Source organism: Halomonas profundus, assembly GCF_020865425.1.
Taxonomy (GTDB): domain Bacteria; phylum Pseudomonadota; class Gammaproteobacteria; order Pseudomonadales; family Halomonadaceae; genus Vreelandella; species Vreelandella titanicae.
The window spans coordinates 859,475-883,250 of record NZ_CP086344.1 but is presented as its reverse complement, the minus strand read 5'-3'; the positions used below and the strand labels follow the sequence as shown (position 1 = coordinate 883,250).

Here is a 23,776-nt window from a genome sequence, read left to right as displayed (position 1 = left end):
GACTCCTGAAGCTTAATAAGAAGATGCCACTGAAGACTCAAGAGGCGATGACCTATGCCAATCAGTCGCGCTGACTTCGACGCCATCAGAAAGTCGCTCTATACCCTCGACGACAACCTTCTGCCCCTCTGTCACCCCCGTCTTAATCCGATAATTACCGTTCGCCAATTCACCAAGCTCCACTGAGACCATCACCGCCTTGTCGCTGTCACCAATCAACCACACGTAGGGCTTACCGCCGATGCGCACCACGGACTGTTGCGGCACCGTCAACGCGTTGTCATAGCGTGCGTAGGGCACGCGGGCGCGCACAAACATACCGGGCAGCAGGCGTCGATTGGGATTGTCCACGAGTACACGCAGTAAAAGGTCACCCGTGCTGGCATCCACATTGATGCCCGAAAAAAGAATGCGTCCGGTGACATCGTAGGGTGTACCGTTGCTGCCGAGGATGGTGACCGGTAAACCATTATCTAGCGAAGGTTGCGCCGCCATCGCATCTTGAAGCGATTCAAGTGAGGAAGCCGAACGCTGAACATCGACATAAACTTTATCGATCTGCAGAACACGGGCCATGGGCGTGCTATCGCTGCTGCCGACAAGCGCTCCCACCGTTACCAACTCTTGATCAATTCGGCCAGCAATGGGAGACGCCACCGTGGAAAACTCTAAGTCAAGGCGGCGACGTGACAGCGTGGCACGCGCTTGAGCCACCTCAGCAGCGGCCTGCTGACTTTTGGATACGGCGTCGTCATAGGCCTGGCGGCTCACCGACTGCCCCCTGACCAGCGACTCCAACCGAGCGGACTGCGCACGGGCATTCGCAAGCTCGGCTTCGGCTTTCTGCAAAGCGGCTTCTGCCGTTTCCACTTCAGCTCGAAACGGCGCTGGGTTGATTTCGAATAATGGCTGCCCCGCACTCACGTCGGTTCCCTGTTCGAAAAGTCGACGTTGGACAATTCCGCTGACCTGCGGACGAATTTCCGCCACTTGAAAAGGAGCGACCCGGGCCGGTAAGTCTTCGGTCAGCTCCAATCTAACGGGTTCCAAGGTAACGACAGACACTCGGGCAGGAGACGGCGTTACTTCTTGCTCAACTGGCCCGCAGGCGGTTAGCACGGTTAGCAGCAAGGCACAGAGGCCACCATTGCGGTAAATATGTCGGATCGTCATGCATCTTCCCTTCAGGCATCGTTCTTTCAGACCTAGCTCATTGAGAAATAGGTAAACATTTGCCTAGCAATAAAATTGAAGGGGACTATATCGCTGTAGCGTGGTATTAACGTCGACGGTATGTGTAGATATGATGGAGAACACAATTAATGTTTCATTAGGCACTTACATGTCCACGACTCAACAGTCGCCAAATTCTTCTTCTGGCCTGCAAGCACTGGTTCTCATCGCCGAAGACGAGCCTGAGATCGCTGATATTCTGCAAGCATATCTGAGACGAGAGGGCCTTCGAACCATCCACGCAGAAGATGGACGCAAGGCATTGGAAATGCACTTGTCGATGAAACCCGATCTCGTCTTACTTGATGTAAAGATGCCTAAAATGGATGGTTGGCAGGTGCTGTCGGAGGTTCGCCATCGTGGTGAGACGCCCGTCATCATGTTGACCGCGATGGATCAGGACATCGATAAACTCATGGGCTTGCGTTTTGGTGCCGACGACTACGTCGTCAAGCCGTTTAACCCTGCTGAGGTCGTCGCACGCACTCAGGCAGTGTTAAGGCGCACCATGGCTGATGCTAGCCATCAACCCCGTGTCCTCCGGGTGCCGCCCTTTGAGATCGACCTGGAACAACACGAAGCCTTTGTTCAGGTGGGAGGAGACTCGCATAGCCTTGCGTTGACGCTCACCGAATTCAGGTTGTTGACGCACCTTGCACGCGCGCCCAAAAAAGTTTGCACCCGCGCAGAGTTATTGGCCGCCTGCCTCCCCGAGGGTGAGGCGCTTGAGCGCACTGTCGACAGCCATATCAGCAAGCTGCGTAAAAAACTGGAAGACGTCGATGTGAGAGGCATACCCGTTGGCATACGCGGCGTTGGGTACCGGCTGTGGGGAACAGAATGAAACTCATTGGATTGAGCCGGACAATCGCGTTAACAATGGCAGCAATGGCGTTTGGGATAACACTGCTAGTCGTGGTGACCTCTTATGTGTTCTATTTCATTACCTTCCATTTTTGGCAGGGGTCGATTAACGAACCCAACATGTTCCCGTCGGGGCTAGAGTGGGCTTGGCTCGTTGGCACTACGTTGGTTGGGCTGGCGTTCGCCGTGATAGTGGGTATTCACTTGGCACGTCGCATTCTGGTGCCGCTAAACTCCGTCACAGAAAGCATGCGTCGCGTCGCGCAAGGCGACCTGGACGCACGCGCCACGACGGGTGATCGCTCTTTAGGCGAGGCCGCCGTTTTGGCAAACGACTTCAATGCCTTGGCAGACCAATTACAGCGAATGTCCAAGGAAATGACGTTCTGGAATGCGGCTATTGCCCATGAGCTGCGTACGCCCGTTACTATTTTACGCGGACGCCTGCAAGGCTTGGCAGAAGGCGTATTCCCCCCCGAAAAACCCCAGTTTCAAAGCCTCCTTACCCAAATCGACGGTATGGCACAACTGATTGAAGACCTTCGCGCCGTAAGCTTGGCCGAAAGCGGCCATCTGAACCTTGAGATCAAACAATGTGATCTTTCTGCTGAAATTGAATCAGTTGTTGAATTTTGTAGACATGCCCTAGATGCATCAAATCATTATCCAACCCTTGATCTGCAATCTGGCGCCGCGTATTGCGATCCTGTCCGTATTCGTCAGGCATTGCTTGCGTTGCTGGAAAACGCTCGCCAGCATGCATCCCCAGGGACACTCATCATCCAAACGCGCCAGGACGACGGCTGGTGTGTTTTGCGTGTTATAGATACCGGCCCAGGTATTCCTCAGGAATATGCTTCTCAGATTTTCACGGCATTCCGGCATGCGCGGGACGCTGACAGTGGTATGCCAGGAGACAAGCGAGGAAGCGGGCTAGGATTGGCGGTAGTCGCGGCGATTGCACGAGCCCATGGTGGCGAGGCTAAATGCTACCCCTCTGATGAGGGTGGCTCTTGTTTCGAGTTGCGCTGGCCTTCTCAATCACATAGGGGGTGATGAAATAGCGCGTTTACCCTCTTGGCGAACTACTAAGAAAAAATCCTTCGTGGTTGCCTGCTCGCGCAATTGGCGCTGCTCCCAGAGATACACGAGCCGAATAGAGTTCATATTCGGCTCATAGGTTAGTCAGAAAGCTAACTGGGATGGAGAAGTATAGGTGGAGGGAAATCAGGGGAGAAGAGTGGATTGTGAAGAATGGATTGAGAGCATGCTGACGTTCTTGCTCGCGGTTACCCGGGAACGCCGAGGGCGCCCCCAGGTTTAGAATCAGCATACGGCTAAGACTCAACTCCAGCTGCCTGTGCCACCGCCAGCGCCGGTAACGGTGGAGACGGCACCCGACTGGAAGTGGCCCAATAGATTACTGTCGCCGTCGAAGAACAGGATGCTCAGATAGACTGGCGTACCCTGAAATTCGAAACTTACCGTATCACGATAGAGCCGTTCGAGATCTTTGGTATAGACATCCCCAAAGAGAGCGCCGCCGCCCGCTGAGGAGATGCCGCCAGCATTGCCATCGAAGGACTTGCCATCGGTGATGTTAACCTGAAACCTAAGATAGAAGATCAGGCTGGCTACGCTGCCGGTAGCAGGATAGGCCTTCTCGGAAGCCATCAAAGCGTCGGCAACGTCATCGATCTGCTCAGGCTCGAGTTTTTCATGCATGGCAACACGAAAGTCGTGGGCGATCAGTTTTTTATCAATGGTTTGAGGAGCATTGTTTTGAGGAACATTGCTTTGAGGAGCATTCATGGTTAGATACCTCATGCGGATGTTGTGAATTCGGCGGCCGGTCATCGACCGCGGCTTACCTGCCCTAAGCATTTCAGCTTAGATACTGCGCAGTCACAGCATCAGCTCGGCATCACCAATATTGCTAACAATAGCCATACAAAGCACAACGGATCACTTCGGTATCAGCTTCTCTTGCGCCCTTGGCAGCAACGAACTCTTGGAAGATCCTGGAGCAAACGACTGCATAAGGAGAATAACGATGGACACTTCAACGCTTCGGGTTGCCATTATCGGCGGCGGCGTCTCTGGCCTGTCACTGGCCTACTACCTTCAGAAGCTCGGTGGCAAAGCAGCCCAGCAGATAGAAATCACCCTATTCGAGCGCAAAGCCACGCTTGGCGGCAACGCCGAAACGGTGTGGGTCGACCTCGGCAATCGGCGGCAACCGGGCAAGCCCGAGTCGCCCTATCGGCGCTGGGCCGACCTGGGGGTCAATGATGTCAACTTGGCCACCTATCATCGCCTGCGCACGGTGCTTAGCGAGATCGGCGAGCTAGAGCGCATGAAGCCGCTAGAGAATACCGAGAGCTACTTCAGCCGTGACGGAGCGATAGCCCTGACCGATGATAGCGACCTGGCCCGCGGTGTCAGCGACCCCGCCCACGAGCTAAATCAGGCCGAAGGGGGCAAGCTAGCGCCGTTGATCACCGTGGTGCATCAAAGCGCCATCGACCTAGTGGAGAGTGGACGCATTACGCCCCGCTATACGGTAGATGACTTCTTCGACAGCTGTGTCGCCACGCCCGTCGAGATGCTGGCAGCCGCAGCGGATCATTTGAAAATCACCATCGACTGGCAGGACCCGGCGCTGCCAGCTCGGCTGGAACGCATCCGCCACACCATCTACTATCCACGCATATCGGCCATGTACTTCGCCGACGATCGCGGCCCGGGCGGTATGCCACTCCAAGCTCCCTTCGAGTATTACCGCATTCAGGAAGGTGGCTCGCCCCCGGACCGCCGCTACTTCGAGCATGGCTCCCAGCACTGGCTTGAGGCCTTGGCCGCTTATATCGCCAACCCCGAGACTCAGGGCCCAAGAGTCAAAATCCTGCGCGGCATCGACGTAGAGGCAAGGCTCTCGCCCCAAGGCGCAACGCTAGCCGAGCGTACCGCTTCAGGTGAACGCCGCTGGCAGGCAGATATTCTAATCATGGCCACCCATGCTGAAGATGCCCTGCCGATACTGACCTTTGGCGACGGCCTGACTGAGATCCAGCAAGGCCTTCAGCATATTCTTGGCAAGGTGCGCTACACCCGCAGCTTCAGCGTCTGTCACACCGCTGCAGCCCGCCTGCCACCCAATCGCAACCTATGGCGTACCTACAATATCGAAGTACGGAACCCTGAAGACACCTTCTTCCCCTACCGTATCGACTATGTAGCCAACCGCCACCAGAACGATGCAGAGAACAGTGATTACAATCAGGCAGGCCTACCGCAGTACTTCGTCTCTCTGGTGGATGATCTCAACAAGATTCCCCACCGCGAGATGCTCGAGCGGCGCCCTTCGCCCCTGAACGACTCCATAGCCACCGATCCAAACGAAGCTGGCTACCGAGACCGCTTGCCGCCACTGGGCAGCGCTCTGGAAGCCAAAGCCTGGACCCTGTTCAAGCACAATGTACTGGATGCCAACTGCCTGGAAGCTCAAGCGGAAATCGAGCGCTATAACCGAACCACCGCCCAAGGACGCTACGAGGGAAACCAGAACGTATGCCCGCTGCTGTTCGCTGGCGGTTGGGCGCGCGGCGCGGGCCTTCAGGAGCAGTGCCTGGAACAGTCAGAGCATCTCATCGCCCTGCTGCTGGGGGATACCGGATCAACGTAAAGATAACGCGCGACGACTAGTAACGGCTGGCAGCCAGACAAGGCATCGTCATCAGCAGACCAGCCGCTTCGCCCTGGCGCCAGCAATCCCGTAAAGCTTCCAGAGCGCTAGACTCGCCGTTCTCTTCGCAGCTCTCCAACCAAACAGCGTGAGCCTCAATCAGCGCTCGGTGATGCTCGCCCCAGGCACAGGGCTCCGCCGCCATCAGCTGGGTCAAGCGCTGAGCATAGTGGCGGGCTGCGGAAGGGCGATGGTCAAGCAAGCTAACCTCCGCCGCCGTGACCAAAAAACGGTAGCCGTTGTGCCCCACGCAGCCAGCATCCAGCAACGCTTCACCCTGTTGCAGCGTCTCCAAGCGAGCCTCTGGATCCTCTTCCAACAGCGCCCGAGTGCCGAGCACCCAAGGGCCAATAAAGGCCGTCAGACGGTGCTGTTCCACCAACTGCCAGGCACGCTCGATACTGGCTCGCGCCTCAGCCTGTCGTCCGGTGATCAGCTCGATACGGGCACGGCTCTCCAACAGAAAGGCCTCGAAGCGCCCTGACCCCAGGCCGCGAGCCACTGCCAGCGCCTGTGTAACCTGCTCGTCGGCCGCATCGGGATTGCCCTGGGAAATCAGAACCCAAGACGCCGTTAGCCGAGCCACCACTTCAGCACGCCGATTGCCAACACGCTTGCCCAGCTCAGCAGCATCGAAACAGTCGGCCAACGCCGCCTCGGTCTCGTTAGCATAAAGACGAGCCGTACCCAGCATGAACAAATTAGAGGCCTCTAGGTCAGCGTGGCCGTGAGTTCGGCAGAGTGCCACACAGTGGTCGAAAAGCTCGTAGGTGCTGCGCATCTGCCCCTCGGCATAATGCGCATCGCCCAGCCCACTCAGGGCCTGGATTTCGGTATGCACATCGCCACCCAATCGGGCCTGCTCTAGTGCCCGAGTGTGGTAGGCCCGGCTGGTGGCAAAATCGCCCCGGGGGAAATAGAGATTACCTTTTAGATAAAGCACTTCAGCTAGGGGCAAAGGGTCTTTCAGCATCTCGGCCAGGGGCAACAGTCCATTGAGTATCGCTTCTTCTGCCTCTAGGGCATCGAGCATGTTCAGCACCCGGGCTAGCCAAAGATCCGCGGTAATGCGCTGACACTCCTCTCGGGCGAACGTGCGCGCCGTCTCGAAGTGCTCGCGAGCCGCCTGGATGCGCCCGGTCGCCATCGCCACTTGGCCTTGCAGCAGCACTAACCGGTACTCATCCTTCGGCGCATAATCGATGGCTCGGCATTGTCTCAGCAGCGCCATGGCTTCCTCATGCCGATAACGCAGCATTTCCGCTGCCACCGCCTCCAGGAACGCATTCGGTGCTTCCAGGGAACGTGCACGGTGAAGATGGCGCGCACGTAGCCCCAGTTCCGTTTCACCATAGAGCTCGGCCAGCCGGAGATGCAGGCGGTCGCGTTGTATTTTTGGAATCCCTTCGTAGATGCCCTGCAGAATCAGGTCATGCACAAAGCGATAGCTCCCCTCTTCCAGCGGGCGTACCAAACTGTAGCGCTGGGGGAGTTCAGGTCGATAATCGGCCTGCCCCACCACTTCCTGCAGCAACGCTAGGGAGAAGCGCTGCCCCATAACGGCGGCGACGCACATGGCCCGACGATCCAGATCGGTGAGCTGATCCAGCTTGGTCTGTACCAGATTAGCGAGGCTGGCTGGCAAGCTGCAGTGGGGATGAAACAGCAGCAGTTGAGTCAGAAACAGCGGATTGCCCTGGGCCTGAGTGACAAGGCGGGAGGCATGCTCGGTGGGAACCGCTCCGAAGCTGGCTACCAGGGCCTCGGCCTCTTGGGGGCGCAATGGAGGAAGTTCGATCAGGGTTAGCGGCGACTCAGGCAACTGTGGCCTTAGACGGGTCTCTAGTGGGTCCTGCTCTAAGCGTGAGGTAAACAGCCAGATCACCGGCGCTTCCAGGGTCTCCTGGAGTAGCCCAGTCAGGGTTCCCAGCAGCGCCTCATCGGCCCAGTGAAGGTCTTCCACCACCAGCAATTGGGGGCGATGAATAGACCGCGCCAGGAGAGTGTCGCGCAGTGCCAGAACCAAACGCTGGCTGCGGGTCTCCGGGGTCATGGCCGCATAGAGACGCTGCGCATCCTCTGGCTGAGCCAGCCCCAGCAAGGGGCGCAGCAGCATGGCATGATCCACGGGCAAACGCAGCGCCGAAAGGCGAGCGAGCAGGCTCGCTTCGTCTATCGTTTCACCTTTCGTCTCATCGGACGTTTGAAGCAGCGAACGAGTCAGCTGCATCAACGGGCCTTCATCGGCACGCGTGCCGAAGTCCAACACCTCGGCCTGATGATGATCGGCATGCGCCGCCGCCATCTCGGCAAACTCGGCGCTGAGACGCGTCTTGCCGATGCCCGCCACGCCGCGAATATAGATCAGATGGCCAGCCTGATAGTCACAGGTACTCTCTAAAATGGCCTGCAGCTGCCCCAACTGCACCCGGCGCCCTACCAGTTCGAAGCGGGCCTCCTGAGATTCGTCTCGGGGATGGCGGTAGCGCAGCCAATCCCCGCCTTCATCATCGAAGATAAAGCGTTCCGCCAACTGCACCGCCACCCCGCGCTCAACCCAGACACCGCTCCGCTCCTCCGCTATCGAAGGGGGCGTAGCGGACGGCCATTGGCCAGCCTGGAGATATACGACCTTCGCCACTCCCTGTTCCACCAGGGTCGCGGCGCACAACAGGCCCCGCTGGGCATCGCTACGGTAAGCCCGGGGCAGCCCAAACAGAGCCGTCCCTTCTTCCGCCAGGCTGCCGCCGAAATGCTGAACCCAGGTCGCCAGGGTTGGCTGGTCAGCCACCACGGCATGCAATTGAATCAAGACACGCGCGCTTTCCATCTCCTCGCTATCAGCGGCAGGCACAGCGGCGGCCTCTTCCGCATCCACTGACAACGCCTCAACCTCGACGCCGTAGATCTCAGCCAAGTGGCGAGCGGTGCGATAAAGCACCGCCCGCCCACTCTCGGCCCGTTTAATCGAAGCAATAGAAACGCATAGGCGCTGGTCGAAGCAGTACTCGGCCAGCGCCTCCTGACTAAAGCCCAGCCGTTTGCGGTGCTGCTTCAAGCGCTGGCGATCCAGCCGCAAACGCCCATCTTGGGGAGCGATCATGATTGCCTTCCTTTCTCGAACACGCGGGAAATGTCGACCATGGCACTGCATCACGCTTTACATGAAAAATCGGCGTGCAAAGACTGGCTAGCTTTTGTGCAAGCCTATGGTTTTTTAGTATTAGATGGAACTAAGCCTAGCAGATTACGAGCTAGTGCAGAGCAAGCGGCACTAGTTTTGAGGAAAGATGAGCAGAAATACATAGACCTACCACCTCGCCCATTCAGCTCACAGGATGAGCCGATTATGGTTTATATTCGGCTCATAATATAGCCAGATACTAACTGGAATTTGGTAGAATAGAATCAGTAGCAGAAAAAGCTTGATGCAGCTATGGCTGACGGTCATGCGTAGCGCTAAAACCAACATTAAAGAGGCAATTAGATAGCCAAAAGACTCACCCCGTTTGTTATTGCCTATGATTTTGATGGTACTGAAGGCCGTTACTACACGATTTATCTTCTCGACTGGCTCCCACTAGTGCTATCCATTCTGGAGGTAATCCTGGTTATTCAGGGGCCTTCCAGGCCAGCCCAGGAAATCGGCGTATCGCATAAGATGATTTACGTTCTTTACGTGCAGATTTTACATATACTGACGTGCGGGCATTCGTGGATTGGGTCATTGAACGCATACAACTTGCCGAGCCACGGTGGCAAATTAGCAATATCATTTAAAGGTTTGCGCTCGCCCCCTGTTGTCCGGCATACGGCCTTTACCTAGGCAAAGCGATGCTTCGCAACGTGGGTACTACAGCTCACGGCTCCACACCTGACCGACAAGATCCTTGCCGAAGCTGTGATGGGGCGTTTCCTCAACCAGTTCGAAACCCGCCCTTTCATAGATTTTTCGCGCACCAATAAGAACGCTGTTGGTCCACAAGATGATTTTTTTATAGCCAGCTTGGCGGGCGAATCTTAGGCATTCATCGACAAGACGGCCACCTATTCCAAGACCTCGGGCGCAGGGATCGACATAGAGTAACCGCAGCTTTGCGGTCGCTTCGTCCTCCCTAACGACGAACACGGAACCAACGACACTTCCTTGCTTCTCGACGACCCAGCACCGTTCCCATTGCGGGTCATAATCACGCAGATACTTGGCGACGATGTCTGCTGTCAGTGCTTCATATTCACTGTTCCAGCCGTACTCTTGGGCATAAAGAACCGCCTGCCGATGGACGATCCATCCCATATCGCCCGGCTGCGGGTCGCGCAGCAGGTAGTTCGAATCGGTATCGCCAAGCAGGCTCTCAATTTGATGCATCGCCTCGATCAACTGGTGTTGCTCAGGCTCCGAAAGCCGCTTGAGCATGGCAACAACTTCGCGCTGGGACGCATCACTCAACGGCAGGTAAGTTTCCCGCCCATGATCAGTCAATTGCAGTTGCGCCGCCCGGCGATCGGAGGGCAAGGGGATCCTGGTGATGAGCCCCTTCTTCTCGAAGCCTTTCAGCACCCGGCTCACGTAACCGGCATTGAGCCCCAGCTCCCGGCAAATATCCGAGCTGGTAAGCATCGGCCGATGCGCCAGCTCATAAAGAATGCGAACCTCCGTTAGCGAGAATGGGCTTTCCAGCAAATGCTCGTGCAGCACACCGATCTGACGCGTGTAGAAACGGTTAAAGCTTCGCACCGTTCCAGCTCGCTCATGCAAGCGTTGTTCTGCGGCCATGGAAGAGGCCTCCAGTTAGTTGCCTTAAGCACATAATTAATTGCTTTTGGCAACCATGTCAACAAGATCTCATAAGAAACTACTGACAAAATAAACGAAGCTCACTCGACTGCGCGACGACCTGAATATCAAGCGCCACACATCTCCCAAACAGGCATCTCCCAAGCAAGCAACACTCAATGAACAAAAACCATCACCACAAGCACCATGGTCAGCAATAGCAGGTACACCCTGGCATGAAGACGGTCAGGAATGCGTCCGATCCAGGTCGATGCCAGGCGGATTCCGAGCCATGAGCCCACTGCGAGTACCAGCAAGGCGCGCAGATCCACATAACCGGCATACCAGTCCCCCAACGCTGGGTGATTTGCCGACAGCAACACATACGTCGCGGTGCCACTCACCGCCATGGGCAACGACAACGGATTGGCCATGGCAGTAGCTGCCGTCATACTTGCGCCTCTACGGCGCATGAGCGGTACGGTCATCACACTGCCGCCAACGCCCAGCAAGGCGGCCACCGCACCAATCAATGTCCCCGTCATCGCCGTTACCCCACGCCCTATAGGACGCACATCACTCCCCGCCTGATGCAGAAAACCGGGTCGCAGAGCGGCATCCGCAATCGTGATGCCCAGATAGCCGATGAACGCCCAGCGCACCCACTCCCCGCTCAACGACACGGCAGCCGCCGCGCCAAGCACGGCGCCCACGGCGATATAGCCCACCAGCGGACGCACCAGGTGCCACTGCACGGTCTGCCGTAGATGGTGGCGCCATGTGGACAGGGAAGCAGCAAATACCATCAACGCCGTCGAGGTGGCCACCGCGATATGCATGGCCGCCTGACCGATACCACTATCCGGCCCATGGACGGAAATCAGCAGGGTATACAGCAAGGGAACCACCACAAACCCACCACCGAAACCGAACAACACGGTAGTCACTCCCGCCAACCCGCCACAAAGAAGCAATACGCTATACACCGGCACTCTCCTGATGAAACGAAACAGCAGGCACTATATGCTGGCGAGGATTGGCCGACATTCGTCACTCGGACAACCATCAACGCGTTTCAGCCAGGTTAACGCTAATGCTCAATACACCTCTTTCAGATGTGGATCATGTGGCACGGCCCATAGTGGCCATCGTTACTGACTACCGCCCCGGCACCCTCCTCGATTTTCATACCCATCGGCGTGCCCAGTTTCTCTATGGCATGAGCGGCGTGATGGAAGTCAATACGGATGACGGCGACCAGACCACTGCTACCCGCAATCGCGCCGCCGATATCGAAGACCTCCGGCGCATAAGCGCCGAAGAAGAACCACCAGTCAAAGAGTCGCCAAGGGTGATAGACCGGCGTGCCGAAGAGATCAAACCAAGGAGAACCGAGGCGTAGCTGATAGCCCAGGGCGGCGGCGGTCCACTGTGTGGCGCCCCAAACACCGACAATCACGATGCCGAAAATGGCAGTGACCTGTCCGAACAATACGCCCTGAGAGTGCATTCACCGACCTCCGATATCTTCGCGCTAATGCCTCGTTCCATCGCGACACAAGAACGCCGTATAACGCGAGGATCAGTGCCGAGCCGGTGCCGATCAAAGATCTATTATCGGGATGGAGTTGATGAAAAAAACATCTTTTCATACCGGAAATAACACAATAAAAACGCCGCAAGCGGGAGCGCGTTGCGGCGTGTCAGTAAAGAAAAGAGGAATTTGTTGTCAGTGGTCTGACATCAGAACTTAGGTGACTCCTCCGGTGGTGTATAGGGCGTTTCCCCATCGCCATAGAATCGCTTGCGTGTGGCTTCGGCGACTCGGTTGCATAACACATCGGCCCGCTCCGCCTTGCACTGCCGACGCAGCTCCGTCAACTGTTTGGAATCGCCGGACAGCTCGTCCACGGTCGGCTCTTCGGACCTTGCTCGGCGCTTTCGATGGGCCGCAACCGGACAGCGCTGCAACCAGCAGTGATGGGATAACCTGCTTCATAGCTCGACATCCCCCTAGCCAAGTTCGGGTGGAGGGACAAGCCTTATACCCTCAGATGATGCAAGGCCCTGCACCCGCTCAATGAAGCGAATCAAGACATCCGATATCTCCGCTTCCCGACGCAACAGATACGTTGTCAGCATCGGCGATCGCCCTGACAGCGGATGGGCCACCACGCCACACATCACGACTAGCCGTGATGTGTGTTGCACCAGCTAATCCCAAGGCAAAACCGGCCGATACCAGCGCCATCATCAGGTCGCAGGGCGCGATCAATCTGGCGCGCATGGCCTTCACAGACCTCAGCACCAAGGGATAACGCAGCACTTCCTCCAGAAGAATACGCTTATGTGAGAGCAATGGATGCCGCGCGGGTCAGCCTTGTGCTGCGGCTGGTGCGGATGAACAACTGTTCTCTCAGGTTTTCTTCTAGTTTCTTAATCGTGCGTGACAACGGTGACTGCTCAATGTGCAGTCTTTCGGCCGCGCGAGCGAAGTGAAGTTCTTCAGCGACAGCCAAGAAACACCTCAGGTGACGGAGTTCCATACCACTCCCTCATAGCCAGCGTGCAAGAATGCCACGGCATGGCATCTCCCCGGCCATGCTTCCTCCCCCAACACCATTACTTGTCAATGAAAGTGAACTATATCCTTTCTGCAACGGCTCTCGGAGGAGTAATTGGGTTAGGAGGCGATGAACGTAGCAGTGTAGCCAGAGCAAGTGACAAAACACTCACCCAAAATACCAAGTGAAATCCGCTAATATAGCCAAGCACATGTGATTCTCGAGTCAGCCCTTGTGCAATACCCGACAACCCTATATTGGATAGTCTTTCAACGACGACAGGATCTCCTTCCTGCAAATACATACTTAGTGAAGCACGACTCGTATCCCCTGCCATCCGTAGCCAAGTCGACATAACAGTACCTGCCACTACTGGGGTCATTACACGAGCGATCGGAATATAAGCACCCAACGCTATCGTATGCTGCAGGTTAATATTTGTGACAAAAGCAGCAATCAAACCAATCAACATAATGCTTTCACCCAGCGCTTGAAAAACAAGCATTGAGATAAACTGTTCCGTTCTCCAGCTATGACTGATGCCGCCTCCCATCCATGCAACAACGGCAATCACCGTGACCCCTAGAATAATCAGCAGCCGAGCCTCTATCCGTCGAGCCAGGAAGATAGCCAACGGTATCGAGGCCAGATAAGCGCTGAATGCAACGAAAGTGGCAGTACTAACCTGCAGTGGCTTGAGACTTCCCATTTCTTGAATAAATGTCGGAATAAGCAGCGAAGTAGGTGTCATCAAAACGCCAAATAAGCAGGCAATCACCATGCAGATTCTGACATTCCAGTTGCTCAGTCCGATAAGCTCGCCAAATCTGTTTCTCTTCGTTATTACTGCACGCATAACGGCTGAGGAAAAGAGCACTCCCCCACCTGTCAAAGAGGAAACGACAAGCCCAGAATCCCACCACCCCAAGCGTTCGGCTGATTCAAGACCAATAAAAATCAGTACCAACCCGCTGCAGAATAGAGCCATGCCTCCCCAATCCACCTCATACCACTTTTCACGCTCTACAGGTGCCAGAGGTATCGCTTTCCATGTTAATAGAGCAATGATTGGTGCGACAATGCTCGCTGTCCAGTAAACCCAGTGCCAACTGATCTCTTCCACGAAAAATCCCGAGATGCCAACCCCTGCATCCATTCCCGTTGAGACACGCAGGCTATAGGCGGCCATGACCATGAGCCAGAATTGTGGCTGTAGATTGCGTAGTGCCAGAGAAACCGTCAGAGGGAGGTAAATCCCCAGGCAAAGCCCTGTGATGGAGTGCAGAATCAGTAACATTGGATAGTTTTGCGCGGATATGGGGATCAACAAGGTCACCAAGCCAAGTACGAGACTGGGAGCGACTAACACCCGCGTCGGACCGATTACCGTGGCCAGCCAGGGGACAATCGGCATGGTGATCAACTGGGCACCATTCAGTGCCGTACCCAACCACGCAGCCTCCAGCACATCCAACCCAAATTGACCGCGCAGGTCGGTCAGCGCCATCGAAAACAGCCGCCCCTGCAAGGTCGTCAGGACCGCTCCCAGGAAAATCGCCATTACGGTCAAGACGGGCCGCGGCCGGACGGTATTGGAAAGCATGTCCGGGAGCTTCACCATTGACCCGCTCCCTTACGAGAGGCGGAACTCACCATCTCTAACGAAGAGGGCGGATAAGACGCTATCAGCTTCCCCTCGGTATTGATGGAAGTTTCAGCCGACATACCCGGCCGCAACTTCGAGATGGATTCCTGCCCTGGCTCCAGTTCAATACGAACCGGTATTCTCTGCACGACCTTGGTAAAATTGCCTGAAGCATTGTCAGCTGGCAATAATGCGGTTTCACCACCACTCATAGGAGAGATTTCCGCCACACGGCCTCGGAACGTCATCTCAGGCAACGCATCGACGGTCAGTTCGACCGGCTGACCAGCCATCACATGGGCAAGCTGCGTTTCCTTATAATTGGCTATGATGTAAGGCCGTGCTGAGGGAACGAGAGAAACAATTTGCGTTCCAGTGGTGACCAGGCTGCCACGCTGAACTTTCAGCTTGCCAATGACACCATCGAAAGGTGCCACAATTCGCGTATAGTCAAGATCATGGCGAGCAGCTTCGAGATCAGCGGTGGCTGCATCCAACTCGGCTCGACGGACGGCTCTTTGGCCTTCTAAAACACTCAACGAAGTATTTGCCAGCTCTAATTCTGCAACCGCCTCATCATGTTGACTTTCAGCGTGATCCAAGTCTGCCTGGGCTCTTTCAAACACTTGACGGGATAGCGCCCCCTCCTGAACCAGCCCAGACTGGCGTTCTGGGCTAGTTTGATACTGGTGCACCCTTACCTCGGTCCCGCGCACTTTGGCCTGAGTTTGCTCAATGCGCGCACGCTGCTGAGTCACCTCTCGATCCAGGTTCTCCAACTCAGCCTGGGCCTTGGCTTGGGCCGCTTCTCTGGCAGAGATCTTGAGCCGAATATCGACATCATCAATCTGAGCAATAATGTCACCCGCCTGGACGGCTTGATAATCACCGACTGGTAATACGTTGATATACCCTGAGACCCTGGCACTCAGTATCGCGAAGTTCGATTTTACAAAGGCATTTTGAGTCGTTTGTATCGTTCGATTACTTGTCCAGTGACGCCAATGTGTCGTTGCCAGCACTACCAACACGCAAATGGCAACACATCCTACCCATGGTGCCACACGCACAGTCCAGGACCGCCGTTTACCTACTTCAGACGTGCTCATGATGACTTACCCGTAAAATGTATGGTTGAGTTTGAGGTATCGAAACCACCACCCAAAGCGCGGTTGAGTTCGGCATCAAGCACCAAGGCGCGCGACCTTATATCCGCTTGCTGTTTGCGTGCTTGAAGTAAGGCATTCTGGGCATTCAACACGGTCAGATAGTTCGTCAAACCAGACGCGTATTGCCGCTTAGCTAGATCAAATGCTGTACGTCTAGCAGACAAGGCTCGCTCTTGAGCCTGAAGCTGTGGTTCCAGTGCGTCCAACGAGACCATCTGATTCGCTGCATCGCGAACAGCCGCCAGCAACACTTGGTTGTAGATTTCAACGGCGGCATCAAGGTCCGATACTCGCTCTTTTAGCTGGGCACGCAATTGGCCAGCATCAAAAATTGGCAAACTGATGGCAGGTTCAATACTGTAGGTGCGGCTACCTGCATCAAACCAGTCAGACAACCCCACAGAAAGACCTTGTCGAGCCACACCTGCGAAAGCACGTAAGTTAATATTTGGATAAAAATCGGCTTTGGCCACTTCAACGCCCTGAGTGGCCACCTCCACGCGCCAACGCGCCGCCACGACATCGGCGCGCTGGCCAATCAGTTCAGCGGGTATTGATGCTGGTAAGAAGGATTCCCGTGCTGGCTCCACGTTTGGCACCGCATCGGCCAACGCCTTCATCGGTAACCCTGCCAAGGCTGCCAACGTATTTCGTTGCAAGCTGATCCGTTCATCGAGCTCAGCAATATCGCGTTCCGTGGCGGGCAGATCACCCTCGGCTTGCCAGCGCTCAACCTCGGTATCGAGCCCCGCCTTAACCCGAGACTCGACAATACGCAGAGTTCTGGTGCGCAATTCGAGAGCGTCCTCAGCTAACTTTTTTCTCTCCAGCAATCTGGATAGCTCAAACCAACTCTCGGCAATCTGACTGGTGAGTAAAATCTTTGCATCTTGCACCTCGGCTTGCCGTGCTGCCTTTTCTCCCAGCACTACATTTAAGGCAGCACGCTGCCGCCCCCAGAAATCGAAGGTATAGCGAGCTTCAGCCCCAAGAACAAAAGTCGATCCATAATGCCCCGCCAAAGGCGCGTCGGCATCGTATTGCTCTGCATAACGTTTACGCGTTGCACGAGCACTCCCGTCCACCTTGGGCCCACGTTCCGCACTGGCTTGATTGGCGACAGCAGCCGCTTGGGAGACGCGTGCTTGGGCCAACCGTATGTCAGGACTCTGGGAAAACGCTTGATTTATCAGCGCATTCAAACCGGAATCATGATAACGCTCCCACCAATGCGATGATGGCCGATGCCACTCTATATCCACGGCCCCAAAAGATTCCGGGGTATTCAAAGTGGACTGGGAGTTTTCTACGTCCCCCATGCTGGCACAGCCCGAAAGCGTGACTGCGAACATAAAGCTACAGAGGTATTTCATCATCAACACCAACCTAACACTGTTAGTCTAATAACACGCATGCTAGACTAACAATGTTAGATGTCAACCTCTACAGAGAAAGAACATGGCGACAAAAGCACCTCGAATCGAGCGATCCAAGGTCATCGAGACCGCACTGTCACTACTTGACCAATATGGAATTGAAGGGCTTACGATGCGCAAGCTGGCACAAGCGCTCCAGATACAAGCACCTTCGCTGTATTGGCATTTCGAAAATAAACAATCACTTATCGACGGTATGGCCGATGCCCTGGTTGACGGTGTTGCAAAGGATCTACCCGAAGCACAGCCATGGGAGGATCGTGTCCGCCAAGTCGCCGTAGAACTTCGACTAGCGCTGTTACGACACCGTGATGGTGCACGAGTGTTCGCAGGCACCTATGTCGTCACCGACAACGTGTTGCGTACCGGCGAAGCTATGATCTCAGCTTTTATGCAAGCAGGTGCAGATGCGGAGCTAGCTGCCACCTCCAGTTTCACTGTGACCTACTATCTCTTGGGCCTCGTGATGGAGGAGCAAGCACTGGGGCCCGAGAGCAATTTGGATCTGGCTGCACGCAAACAGACTTTTCTCGACTCAGCGCGAGAGAAACATCCACACAGCTGGGCCGCACGCGAAGCGATCTTTTCAGAAGATTTCGACGGTCGTTTTGCAACTGGCCTGGATTTGCTCATCGCAGGAATTAAACAACAAATCACCGTACCTCATCACCGGCTTTAATCATTCCTAGGGTTGTTATATGCATATCGACACCAGCCACTTTCCAAGGGTTTGGATATCTTCTATGGGATCATCCAATTGGGAATCGCAACTGAATAGTTTGCTGCACCAGAGTGAACAGTTCGTCCTGTTGACACGCGAAGTCCCTGGCCGGGAACAGGAATCCACTAAAGAAGAAAGAAAGCGCCTGGCTCTATGGCTCAAGCGTAACCGGGCACAACTCAAGCGTGTGTGCGCAGGTAGCATCGTCGTCGCCACAAGCCCAACCGTGGCGTTATCGCTGCGGATCACCTTAGCACCTCTTGGCAAGGCATTTGGGTTCCCTATTCGGATCGTAGAAGAGAGTTCTATCGACACTGAAACGAATAGTTTGCTTGAGGTGCATTAACTATAATTTACCTAAAAATAACAGAAAATAAGTGACTTCGACGACTAACGCTAGGCAGTCTCAATCTCCAAACCAGGCTTTAAAAATAAAAAGCAGACTCCTTAGTTGAAATAAGTCGAGAATTTTCATCCTATGCTGCAAGCATTAAGCGCCATGCATGGATAGACCTCACATAACCAGCAGGCAAGTTAGCAGGGAGGTCATCAACAGGAAACGTTGCAATTTTTTCATGCTCATGACTCACTACTGGCTTGAATTCACCTAACAGGTCACAACCATAGGTAGCAATAAAAACGTGTTTATTCGAAATAACTTCGAATAGATAAGTGTCAATGATTGCCTTTACATAAACATCTATACTCAGCTCTTCCCTAAACTCCCTTGCCAGACAAAGCTCGGAAGTTTCCCCAACGTCTATCCGTCCACCCGGCAACTCCCACTCATCACGCGAATTTAATGCCAACACCACTTTCTCGCCCGGCAAAAATAAAACACCCTTTATCGATACTGGAAACATAACTCCCTCCGAAAGCAACTAAACCAAAAACCGTCAACACAAGGCATTAAAAGTAAATCTCCTCCTCCTTCACTGATCTATAATCACTCAGTCTCCAGCCCCCCACAACTACCTACGAGTTGATCTTTCGTTCAGAACCTAATTTTAGCGGTGCTGGAAAATTTGGAGAAATAGGCAACATTCTTCGAGATTCAGGCTGCGCCTTCTTTCACTGTATTCGCAATAATTGCGAGGTGTTACATAAATACATAGTGGAGGTGAAGCATGTCGAGTATAGCTATCGTTACAGGTGGGAGCCGAGGCCTCGGTCGAAATACTGCGCTCAGCATTGCCCACAAAGGCAGCGATGTGATCCTGACCTACCATAGCGGTCGAGAAAACGCCGAGGCAGTTGTTCAGGAAATTGAGAATCTAGGGCGTAAGGCAATTGCTCTGCAATTGGATACAAAGGATATTGCCGGTTTCCGGCAGTTTTCCGAACAGCTACGAAAATCGTTGAAGGACATATGGCAACGCGAGACATTCGATCACTTAGTAAACAATGCCGGCCACGGATATATGGCGCCTATTGCCGACACCACCCCAGAACAGTTCGATCGACTGGTTGATGTACATTTCAAGGGTGTTTTTTTTCTGACACAGTGTTTATTGCCATTGATTGCTGACAGGGGAAGAATCGTAAACCTATCTTCTGGACTAACCACGGGTACATTCTCGGGCTTCTCTGCATATTCAGCAGTAAAAGGGGCTGTGGAAGTACTCTCCAGATATATGGCGAAGGAGTTTAGTGAACGAGGAATAGCGGTAAATACCGTTGCGCCCGGCGCTATCGAAACCGACTTTCTAGGGGGGGCCGTAAGGGATACCCCGGATCTTAACAAAGTGTTCGCTGATATGACTGCACTTGGCCGCGTCGGAGTACCCGATGATATCGGGCCTATGATTGCTAGCCTACTATCCGACGACAATCGCTGGGTGAACGGGCAACGGATTGAAGTATCCGGTGGGCAAGGTATCTGATCAGAATAGCTTCGCTAGGTACATGCATGTAGCTAACCAACAGCCTGCCTTTACGGCAGGCTTTTTATGTTAGTGTCCGGATTGAAAAATCGTAATTTTTTCTCTGTGAGCACGGCCGAACTAGTAATTTTATTTGGTATGAAGCACTTTCTTAGCGGATTCCTTATCCCGGCTTGGTGACAAGCCAAACAGGCGTCGATACTCCCTTGAAAATTGAGAAACGCTCTCGTAACCCACGTCAAAAGCGGCACTGCTTGCAGACAGGCCTCTCGACACCATAAGTCGGCGGGCCTCAATAAGTCGAAGTTGTTTCTGGAACTGCAATGGCGAAAGCGACGTCACTGCACGGAAGTGCTGATAAAAAGACGAGATGCTCATCCCCGCTTCAGAGGCAAGCAGTTCCACTGGTAGTGTCTTCCTGAAATCGGCGCGAAGAATAGCAACTGAACGGGAGATGCGCTGCTCACGACTTTCCGGAGCTCCAAGGCGACGAATGGCTTCCCCATGGCGGCCAGACAACAGCCAATAGTGCATCTCTCGCACCAGTTGGCTATGTAGCACCGGCAGAGACTCAGGGCGATCCAGAAGTTTCATCAAACGCAGTGCCGCATCCTGCACATCGGTATCAATCGCATCGTAACGTACAGCGGCTCCGCTCACCCTAGGTACCATTTTCATACCCAGTACCAAATCACTAATCACCACCGGTTCAAGATCCAGCACAAGTGCCATATAGGGCTTATCAGTACTGGCGTGCGTAATCTGGCTGACCGTTGGGACATCGGCCGTGATCAACAGCGAACTTCCTGCCGCGAACTTGTAGGTCTCCTTTCCCAATGTGACGAGCTTCGTGCCTTGCAATACTAAGCAGATGAGCGGGTTGGGAATAGCATGTTGCAGATCGCTTGGCTGGGTTGAACGAATAATTGTCAATCCGGAAACCGGTGTTTGCGCGAGGCCTACAGTATCTGCATGTGCATCCAAATATCGACGCACTGTATCTATAAGGTTTGTATTCATGAATCGATAATAGTGGGGGCGATAATCAGGGCCAACCGGCTTGTAGGGTTAGCAAAGTCGGTGAACCAATGCTCACAGACTTCCGCCTAAAATAATATTAAATTCGGTATTTTCCTAGGCTAATTGAGGCAAGCACTATTACATGCACCATCAATTCACCAAATCAATAGACAGACATATCAACTATCCATTAGACAAATAATGCGTACAGGATAAAGCTACTAGGGTAACCCCAATCGGAGTATTCCCATGTCGAAAACACTTGTACTACTTTTCCATCCTGATATTGCGCGCTCGCATGCCAACGCTGCCCTTTCCACTGCCGCCTCCCAGATCGATGATGTCGAAATCTTCGATGTACAGCGAGCTTATCCCAATGGCGAGATTGACACCGGTGCCGAGGTGCATCGTTTGTTGGCCGTGGACCGGGTCGTCCTGCAGTACCCTATGCAATGGTACGCTACCCCGCCGATATTGAAAGTATGGCTGGATGCCGTGCTAACGCGACTGTTCTACATTAACTACGAGTCGGAGGGGCGCAGGCTACGAGGCATGCCCATAATGGTCTCGGTGACCGCAGGCAACACGCCTGACGCTTATAGCAAGGGCGGGCGTAATATGTTCACCATGCTTGAGCTACTTGCCCCGATGCGCGCGACAGCCCACCGTTGTGAGCTGGCCTGGAGCAGCCCCTTTATCGTCTACCATGCCAACCAGCTGTCTTTGGACGAGATTAAGACCGAAGGGACCCGTTACGCAGAGGTATTAAAGTCATGGATTGCATCACCCGAGCCACAGGAGGTTTGAGTGATGAGTGAGTTAAATAGTCATGTTACTAATTCCTCGCAAAAGGTTCCTCGCTGGTATCCCCTACTAGCAGGGGCCTTTCCATGTGGTGTTTTAGGGCAATTTCTTATCGCGGGCGGTGCACTATTCAGAAATGGTGGGCTGTGGGAGACACATGCAATAGTGGGAGGGGTCCTGTTCTTTCCGGCGAGTGCACTTCTAGTCGCTACTCTGTATGTGCCTCAGCTTAGGACGCTGAGGAGGTGGGCCGGGTTAACCTTCTTTTTTTACTTGGTACAGGTAATCTTAGCCGCTGGTTCAACCCCCTTGTTGCTTTCAATGCATCCATTTAACGGAGCGTTGATGTTGGGAGCTAGCTTAGCGTTGCTGACCAAAGTGGAATATCTCCGTCGCTACCAGCTTAAACCAACCTCAGGGCCTCTCAGTGACTGATACCTCCTATTCAGTCGTACTTATTCCCGAAAGCTCCAAGCTTGATAAGACATTATCGAATAGCTTCGATGCCTTCTTTTTGAAAGAGGCATCGCAGCGTTTCGGTCACATGTTGTACAACCAAATCACCATCTCTTCGCGCATGCCAAGCTAAATGTAGACTGAAGCCTGGCACCGGGATGGGCGGCTCGAAAACCGCTAGGGCTTGAGTATCAGAAAGACAATTTATAGGCGTGGTAGCGATCATATCCGTTGCTTTCAGCAAAGGCTCGATCATAGTGAAATTCGGTACAACAGCGCCGACATGACGAGTTTTGCCTTGTTGGGCTAATACTTCTTCCAGAGACCCACGTACATTCCCCTCTCCGGAAACAACGATATGTGGCCAGGCCAGCCACTCATCCATGTTAAATTTCCGAACGGCAGGATGCGAGGCCCGCATGGCCACAACATAGTCCTCATATCTAATTTCCTGGCGATGAAATTTTGGAGGCAGCGCAGGAAACGTTGAGATCGCAATATCAGCTTCACCATTCTCCAGACGATGGAGAGCATCCTTACTGCTGCGCCATGGCAATAGCGCTAAATTCACATTTGGAGCGCTGGTGCTTAACTTGGTTAAAAGGTGGGTCATGACCGCCAGACCTGGTTGATCTGCCATTAACAAGCGGACCGTTTGGCGAACTTGCGTCAATTTAGCTTGCGGTGTCTCTACGACGGCCGATATGGCAAGCAGTGCGTGGGACAATGGTTCTTTTAGCGACAGAGCTTTCGTCGTTAATCGCATTTCACCTGCGACACGCTCCAACAATGGATCATTGAAGACATGCCGGCACCTATCTAGTGCGTTACTAGTTGCTGGTTGTGACAGCGCAAGACGCCGTGCTGCTCGTGTTACGTGCTGCTCCTCTAACAGAGCATGCAAGACAACCAGAAGATTGAGGTCCAAAGAGCGCAAGTTGGCCATATCATTTACCAAGTCAAAAAGAGGCAACTAGTTTCTTCAATATCATTATTTTTCATCTTGTTGCCAAGAGAGATAGCTGTCTCCCCACTCTTTCATGGCGTTGAGCACGGGGGCCAGAGTCAGCCCAAGCTCGGTAAGCGAATATTCGACACGTGGGGGAACTTCGGCAAACACTTCTCGAGAGATAATACCGTGCGATTCAAGCTCTCGAAGTTGCAATGTCAACGACCGTTGCGTGACGCCACCGATAAGCTTGCGAAGCTCTCCAAATCGTTTGGTTCCGCTGAGTAGATAGTAAATGATCAGCGGTTTCCATTTGCCGCCAGCAACAGCAACGGTCGCTTCAACAGTGCACCGATACTCATGAGCTTCTTGCTTCTTCATCCGTTATACACCCGCCATTAGTATAAAACATATCCCTATATATCAAATAAGTGCCTACTTTTCAATTTAACCCCTAGTACCTAGAATATCTCTTCCGCAGCGGCTAGTGCTGTGCTGCGCTCTTTTACC

General features: G+C 54.0%; 23 protein-coding genes. 8 read left to right on the top strand and 15 right to left on the bottom strand.

Going from position 1 to position 23,776, the window contains the following annotated elements; translation table 11 throughout:
- Positions 1–12 precede the first annotated feature (12 nt).
- A complete protein-coding gene (locus LMS44_RS04175) occupies positions 13–1,173 on the bottom strand; it encodes an efflux RND transporter periplasmic adaptor subunit (RefSeq protein ID WP_022519778.1) in 1,161 nt (386 codons plus the stop codon).
- 130 nt (positions 1,174–1,303) lie between these two features.
- On the opposite strand from LMS44_RS04175, the gene LMS44_RS04170 reads away from it, so the two are divergent.
- Both LMS44_RS04170 and LMS44_RS04165 read left to right on the top strand, forming a co-directional pair.
- The gene (locus LMS44_RS04170; protein WP_244317813.1) at positions 1,304–2,077 is read left to right on the top strand and encodes a response regulator; all 774 of its coding nucleotides are present in this window, start codon (positions 1,304–1,306) and stop codon (positions 2,075–2,077) included.
- A complete protein-coding gene (locus LMS44_RS04165) occupies positions 2,074–3,153 on the top strand; it encodes an ATP-binding protein (RefSeq protein ID WP_022519775.1) in 1,080 nt (359 codons plus the stop codon). The genes LMS44_RS04170 and LMS44_RS04165 overlap by 4 nt, the downstream gene beginning before the upstream one ends.
- A 288-nt stretch (positions 3,154–3,441) precedes the next feature.
- Here LMS44_RS04165 and LMS44_RS04160 read toward each other — a convergent pair whose 3' ends face one another.
- The gene (locus LMS44_RS04160) at positions 3,442–3,909 is read right to left on the bottom strand and encodes a VapA/VapB family virulence-associated protein (RefSeq protein ID WP_101148383.1); all 468 of its coding nucleotides are present in this window, start codon (positions 3,907–3,909) and stop codon (positions 3,442–3,444) included.
- A 241-nt stretch (positions 3,910–4,150) separates the two neighbouring features.
- Here LMS44_RS04160 and LMS44_RS04155 point away from each other — a divergent pair, with 241 nt between their 5' ends.
- The gene (locus LMS44_RS04155; RefSeq protein WP_233973909.1) at positions 4,151–5,782 is read left to right on the top strand and encodes an FAD-dependent oxidoreductase; all 1,632 of its coding nucleotides are present in this window, start codon (positions 4,151–4,153) and stop codon (positions 5,780–5,782) included.
- Between the two features lie 16 nt (positions 5,783–5,798).
- On the opposite strand, the gene LMS44_RS04150 is transcribed toward LMS44_RS04155, so the two are convergent.
- The 9 genes from LMS44_RS04150 to LMS44_RS04110 form a co-directional block, all read right to left on the bottom strand.
- Positions 5,799–8,945, bottom strand: a complete 3,147-nt coding sequence (locus LMS44_RS04150; protein ID WP_022519772.1) for an ATP-binding protein — start codon at positions 8,943–8,945, stop codon at positions 5,799–5,801.
- Positions 8,946–9,695: 750 nt separating this feature from the next.
- Entirely contained in the window at positions 9,696–10,619 is a 924-nt protein-coding gene (locus LMS44_RS04145; RefSeq protein WP_022519737.1) for a bifunctional helix-turn-helix transcriptional regulator/GNAT family N-acetyltransferase, read from the bottom strand.
- Positions 10,620–10,795: 176 nt separating this feature from the next.
- The gene (locus LMS44_RS04140) at positions 10,796–11,605 is read right to left on the bottom strand and encodes a sulfite exporter TauE/SafE family protein (RefSeq protein WP_138801317.1); all 810 of its coding nucleotides are present in this window, start codon (positions 11,603–11,605) and stop codon (positions 10,796–10,798) included.
- A 125-nt stretch (positions 11,606–11,730) separates the two neighbouring features.
- Positions 11,731–12,129: a hypothetical protein gene (locus LMS44_RS04135; protein ID WP_425336965.1), complete on the bottom strand. Its 399-nt coding sequence runs from the start codon at positions 12,127–12,129 to the stop codon at positions 11,731–11,733.
- Between the two features lie 233 nt (positions 12,130–12,362).
- On the bottom strand, positions 12,363–12,530 hold the full coding sequence (locus LMS44_RS04130; RefSeq protein ID WP_425336964.1) for a hypothetical protein: 168 nt from the start codon (positions 12,528–12,530) through the stop codon (positions 12,363–12,365).
- A 434-nt stretch (positions 12,531–12,964) separates the two neighbouring features.
- On the bottom strand, positions 12,965–13,165 hold the full coding sequence (locus LMS44_RS04125; RefSeq protein ID WP_171051215.1) for a LysR family transcriptional regulator: 201 nt from the start codon (positions 13,163–13,165) through the stop codon (positions 12,965–12,967).
- 97 nt (positions 13,166–13,262) lie between these two features.
- Entirely contained in the window at positions 13,263–14,804 is a 1,542-nt protein-coding gene (locus LMS44_RS04120) for an MFS transporter (RefSeq protein ID WP_212751703.1), read from the bottom strand.
- Entirely contained in the window at positions 14,798–15,892 is a 1,095-nt protein-coding gene (locus tag LMS44_RS04115; RefSeq protein WP_342411139.1) for an HlyD family secretion protein, read from the bottom strand. Before LMS44_RS04115 ends, LMS44_RS04120 begins: the two co-directional genes overlap by 7 nt.
- A 41-nt stretch (positions 15,893–15,933) precedes the next feature.
- Complete coding sequence (locus LMS44_RS04110) at positions 15,934–17,373, bottom strand: efflux transporter outer membrane subunit (protein WP_342418058.1); 1,440 nt, start codon at positions 17,371–17,373, stop codon at positions 15,934–15,936.
- A gap of 82 nt (positions 17,374–17,455) precedes the next feature.
- On the opposite strand from LMS44_RS04110, the gene LMS44_RS04105 reads away from it, so the two are divergent.
- The gene (locus LMS44_RS04105; protein WP_138801320.1) at positions 17,456–18,112 is read left to right on the top strand and encodes a TetR/AcrR family transcriptional regulator C-terminal domain-containing protein; all 657 of its coding nucleotides are present in this window, start codon (positions 17,456–17,458) and stop codon (positions 18,110–18,112) included.
- Between the two features lie 64 nt (positions 18,113–18,176).
- Positions 18,177–18,500 (top strand): hypothetical protein, encoded by a 324-nt coding sequence (locus LMS44_RS04100; RefSeq protein WP_159176146.1) that lies wholly within the window; start codon positions 18,177–18,179, stop codon positions 18,498–18,500.
- 130 nt (positions 18,501–18,630) lie between these two features.
- Here LMS44_RS04100 and LMS44_RS04095 read toward each other — a convergent pair whose 3' ends face one another.
- On the bottom strand, positions 18,631–19,017 hold the full coding sequence (locus tag LMS44_RS04095; RefSeq protein WP_138801322.1) for an NUDIX hydrolase: 387 nt from the start codon (positions 19,015–19,017) through the stop codon (positions 18,631–18,633).
- A gap of 264 nt (positions 19,018–19,281) precedes the next feature.
- On the opposite strand from LMS44_RS04095, the gene LMS44_RS04090 reads away from it, so the two are divergent.
- Entirely contained in the window at positions 19,282–20,037 is a 756-nt protein-coding gene (locus LMS44_RS04090) for an SDR family NAD(P)-dependent oxidoreductase (RefSeq protein ID WP_138801323.1), read from the top strand.
- 129 nt (positions 20,038–20,166) lie between these two features.
- Here LMS44_RS04090 and LMS44_RS04085 read toward each other — a convergent pair whose 3' ends face one another.
- Positions 20,167–21,021 carry an AraC family transcriptional regulator gene (locus LMS44_RS04085; protein ID WP_498946886.1) on the bottom strand — a complete coding sequence of 285 codons (855 nt, stop codon included), beginning with the start codon at positions 21,019–21,021 and terminating at the stop codon, positions 20,167–20,169.
- A 285-nt stretch (positions 21,022–21,306) separates the two neighbouring features.
- Here LMS44_RS04085 and LMS44_RS04080 point away from each other — a divergent pair, with 285 nt between their 5' ends.
- Together LMS44_RS04080 and LMS44_RS04075 are read left to right on the top strand one after the other, a co-directional pair.
- Positions 21,307–21,864 (top strand): NAD(P)H-dependent oxidoreductase, encoded by a 558-nt coding sequence (locus LMS44_RS04080; protein ID WP_138801325.1) that lies wholly within the window; start codon positions 21,307–21,309, stop codon positions 21,862–21,864.
- A 3-nt stretch (positions 21,865–21,867) separates the two neighbouring features.
- Positions 21,868–22,296 carry a DUF6220 domain-containing protein gene (locus LMS44_RS04075; RefSeq protein ID WP_414121332.1) on the top strand — a complete coding sequence of 143 codons (429 nt, stop codon included), beginning with the start codon at positions 21,868–21,870 and terminating at the stop codon, positions 22,294–22,296.
- 52 nt (positions 22,297–22,348) lie between these two features.
- Here the strand turns inward: LMS44_RS04075 and LMS44_RS04070 are convergent, their stop codons facing one another.
- Together LMS44_RS04070 and LMS44_RS04065 are read right to left on the bottom strand one after the other, a co-directional pair.
- Entirely contained in the window at positions 22,349–23,263 is a 915-nt protein-coding gene (locus LMS44_RS04070) for a LysR family transcriptional regulator (RefSeq protein ID WP_159176144.1), read from the bottom strand.
- Positions 23,264–23,308: 45 nt separating this feature from the next.
- On the bottom strand, positions 23,309–23,647 hold the full coding sequence (locus tag LMS44_RS04065) for a winged helix-turn-helix transcriptional regulator (RefSeq protein WP_138801327.1): 339 nt from the start codon (positions 23,645–23,647) through the stop codon (positions 23,309–23,311).
- Positions 23,648–23,776 lie beyond the last annotated feature (129 nt).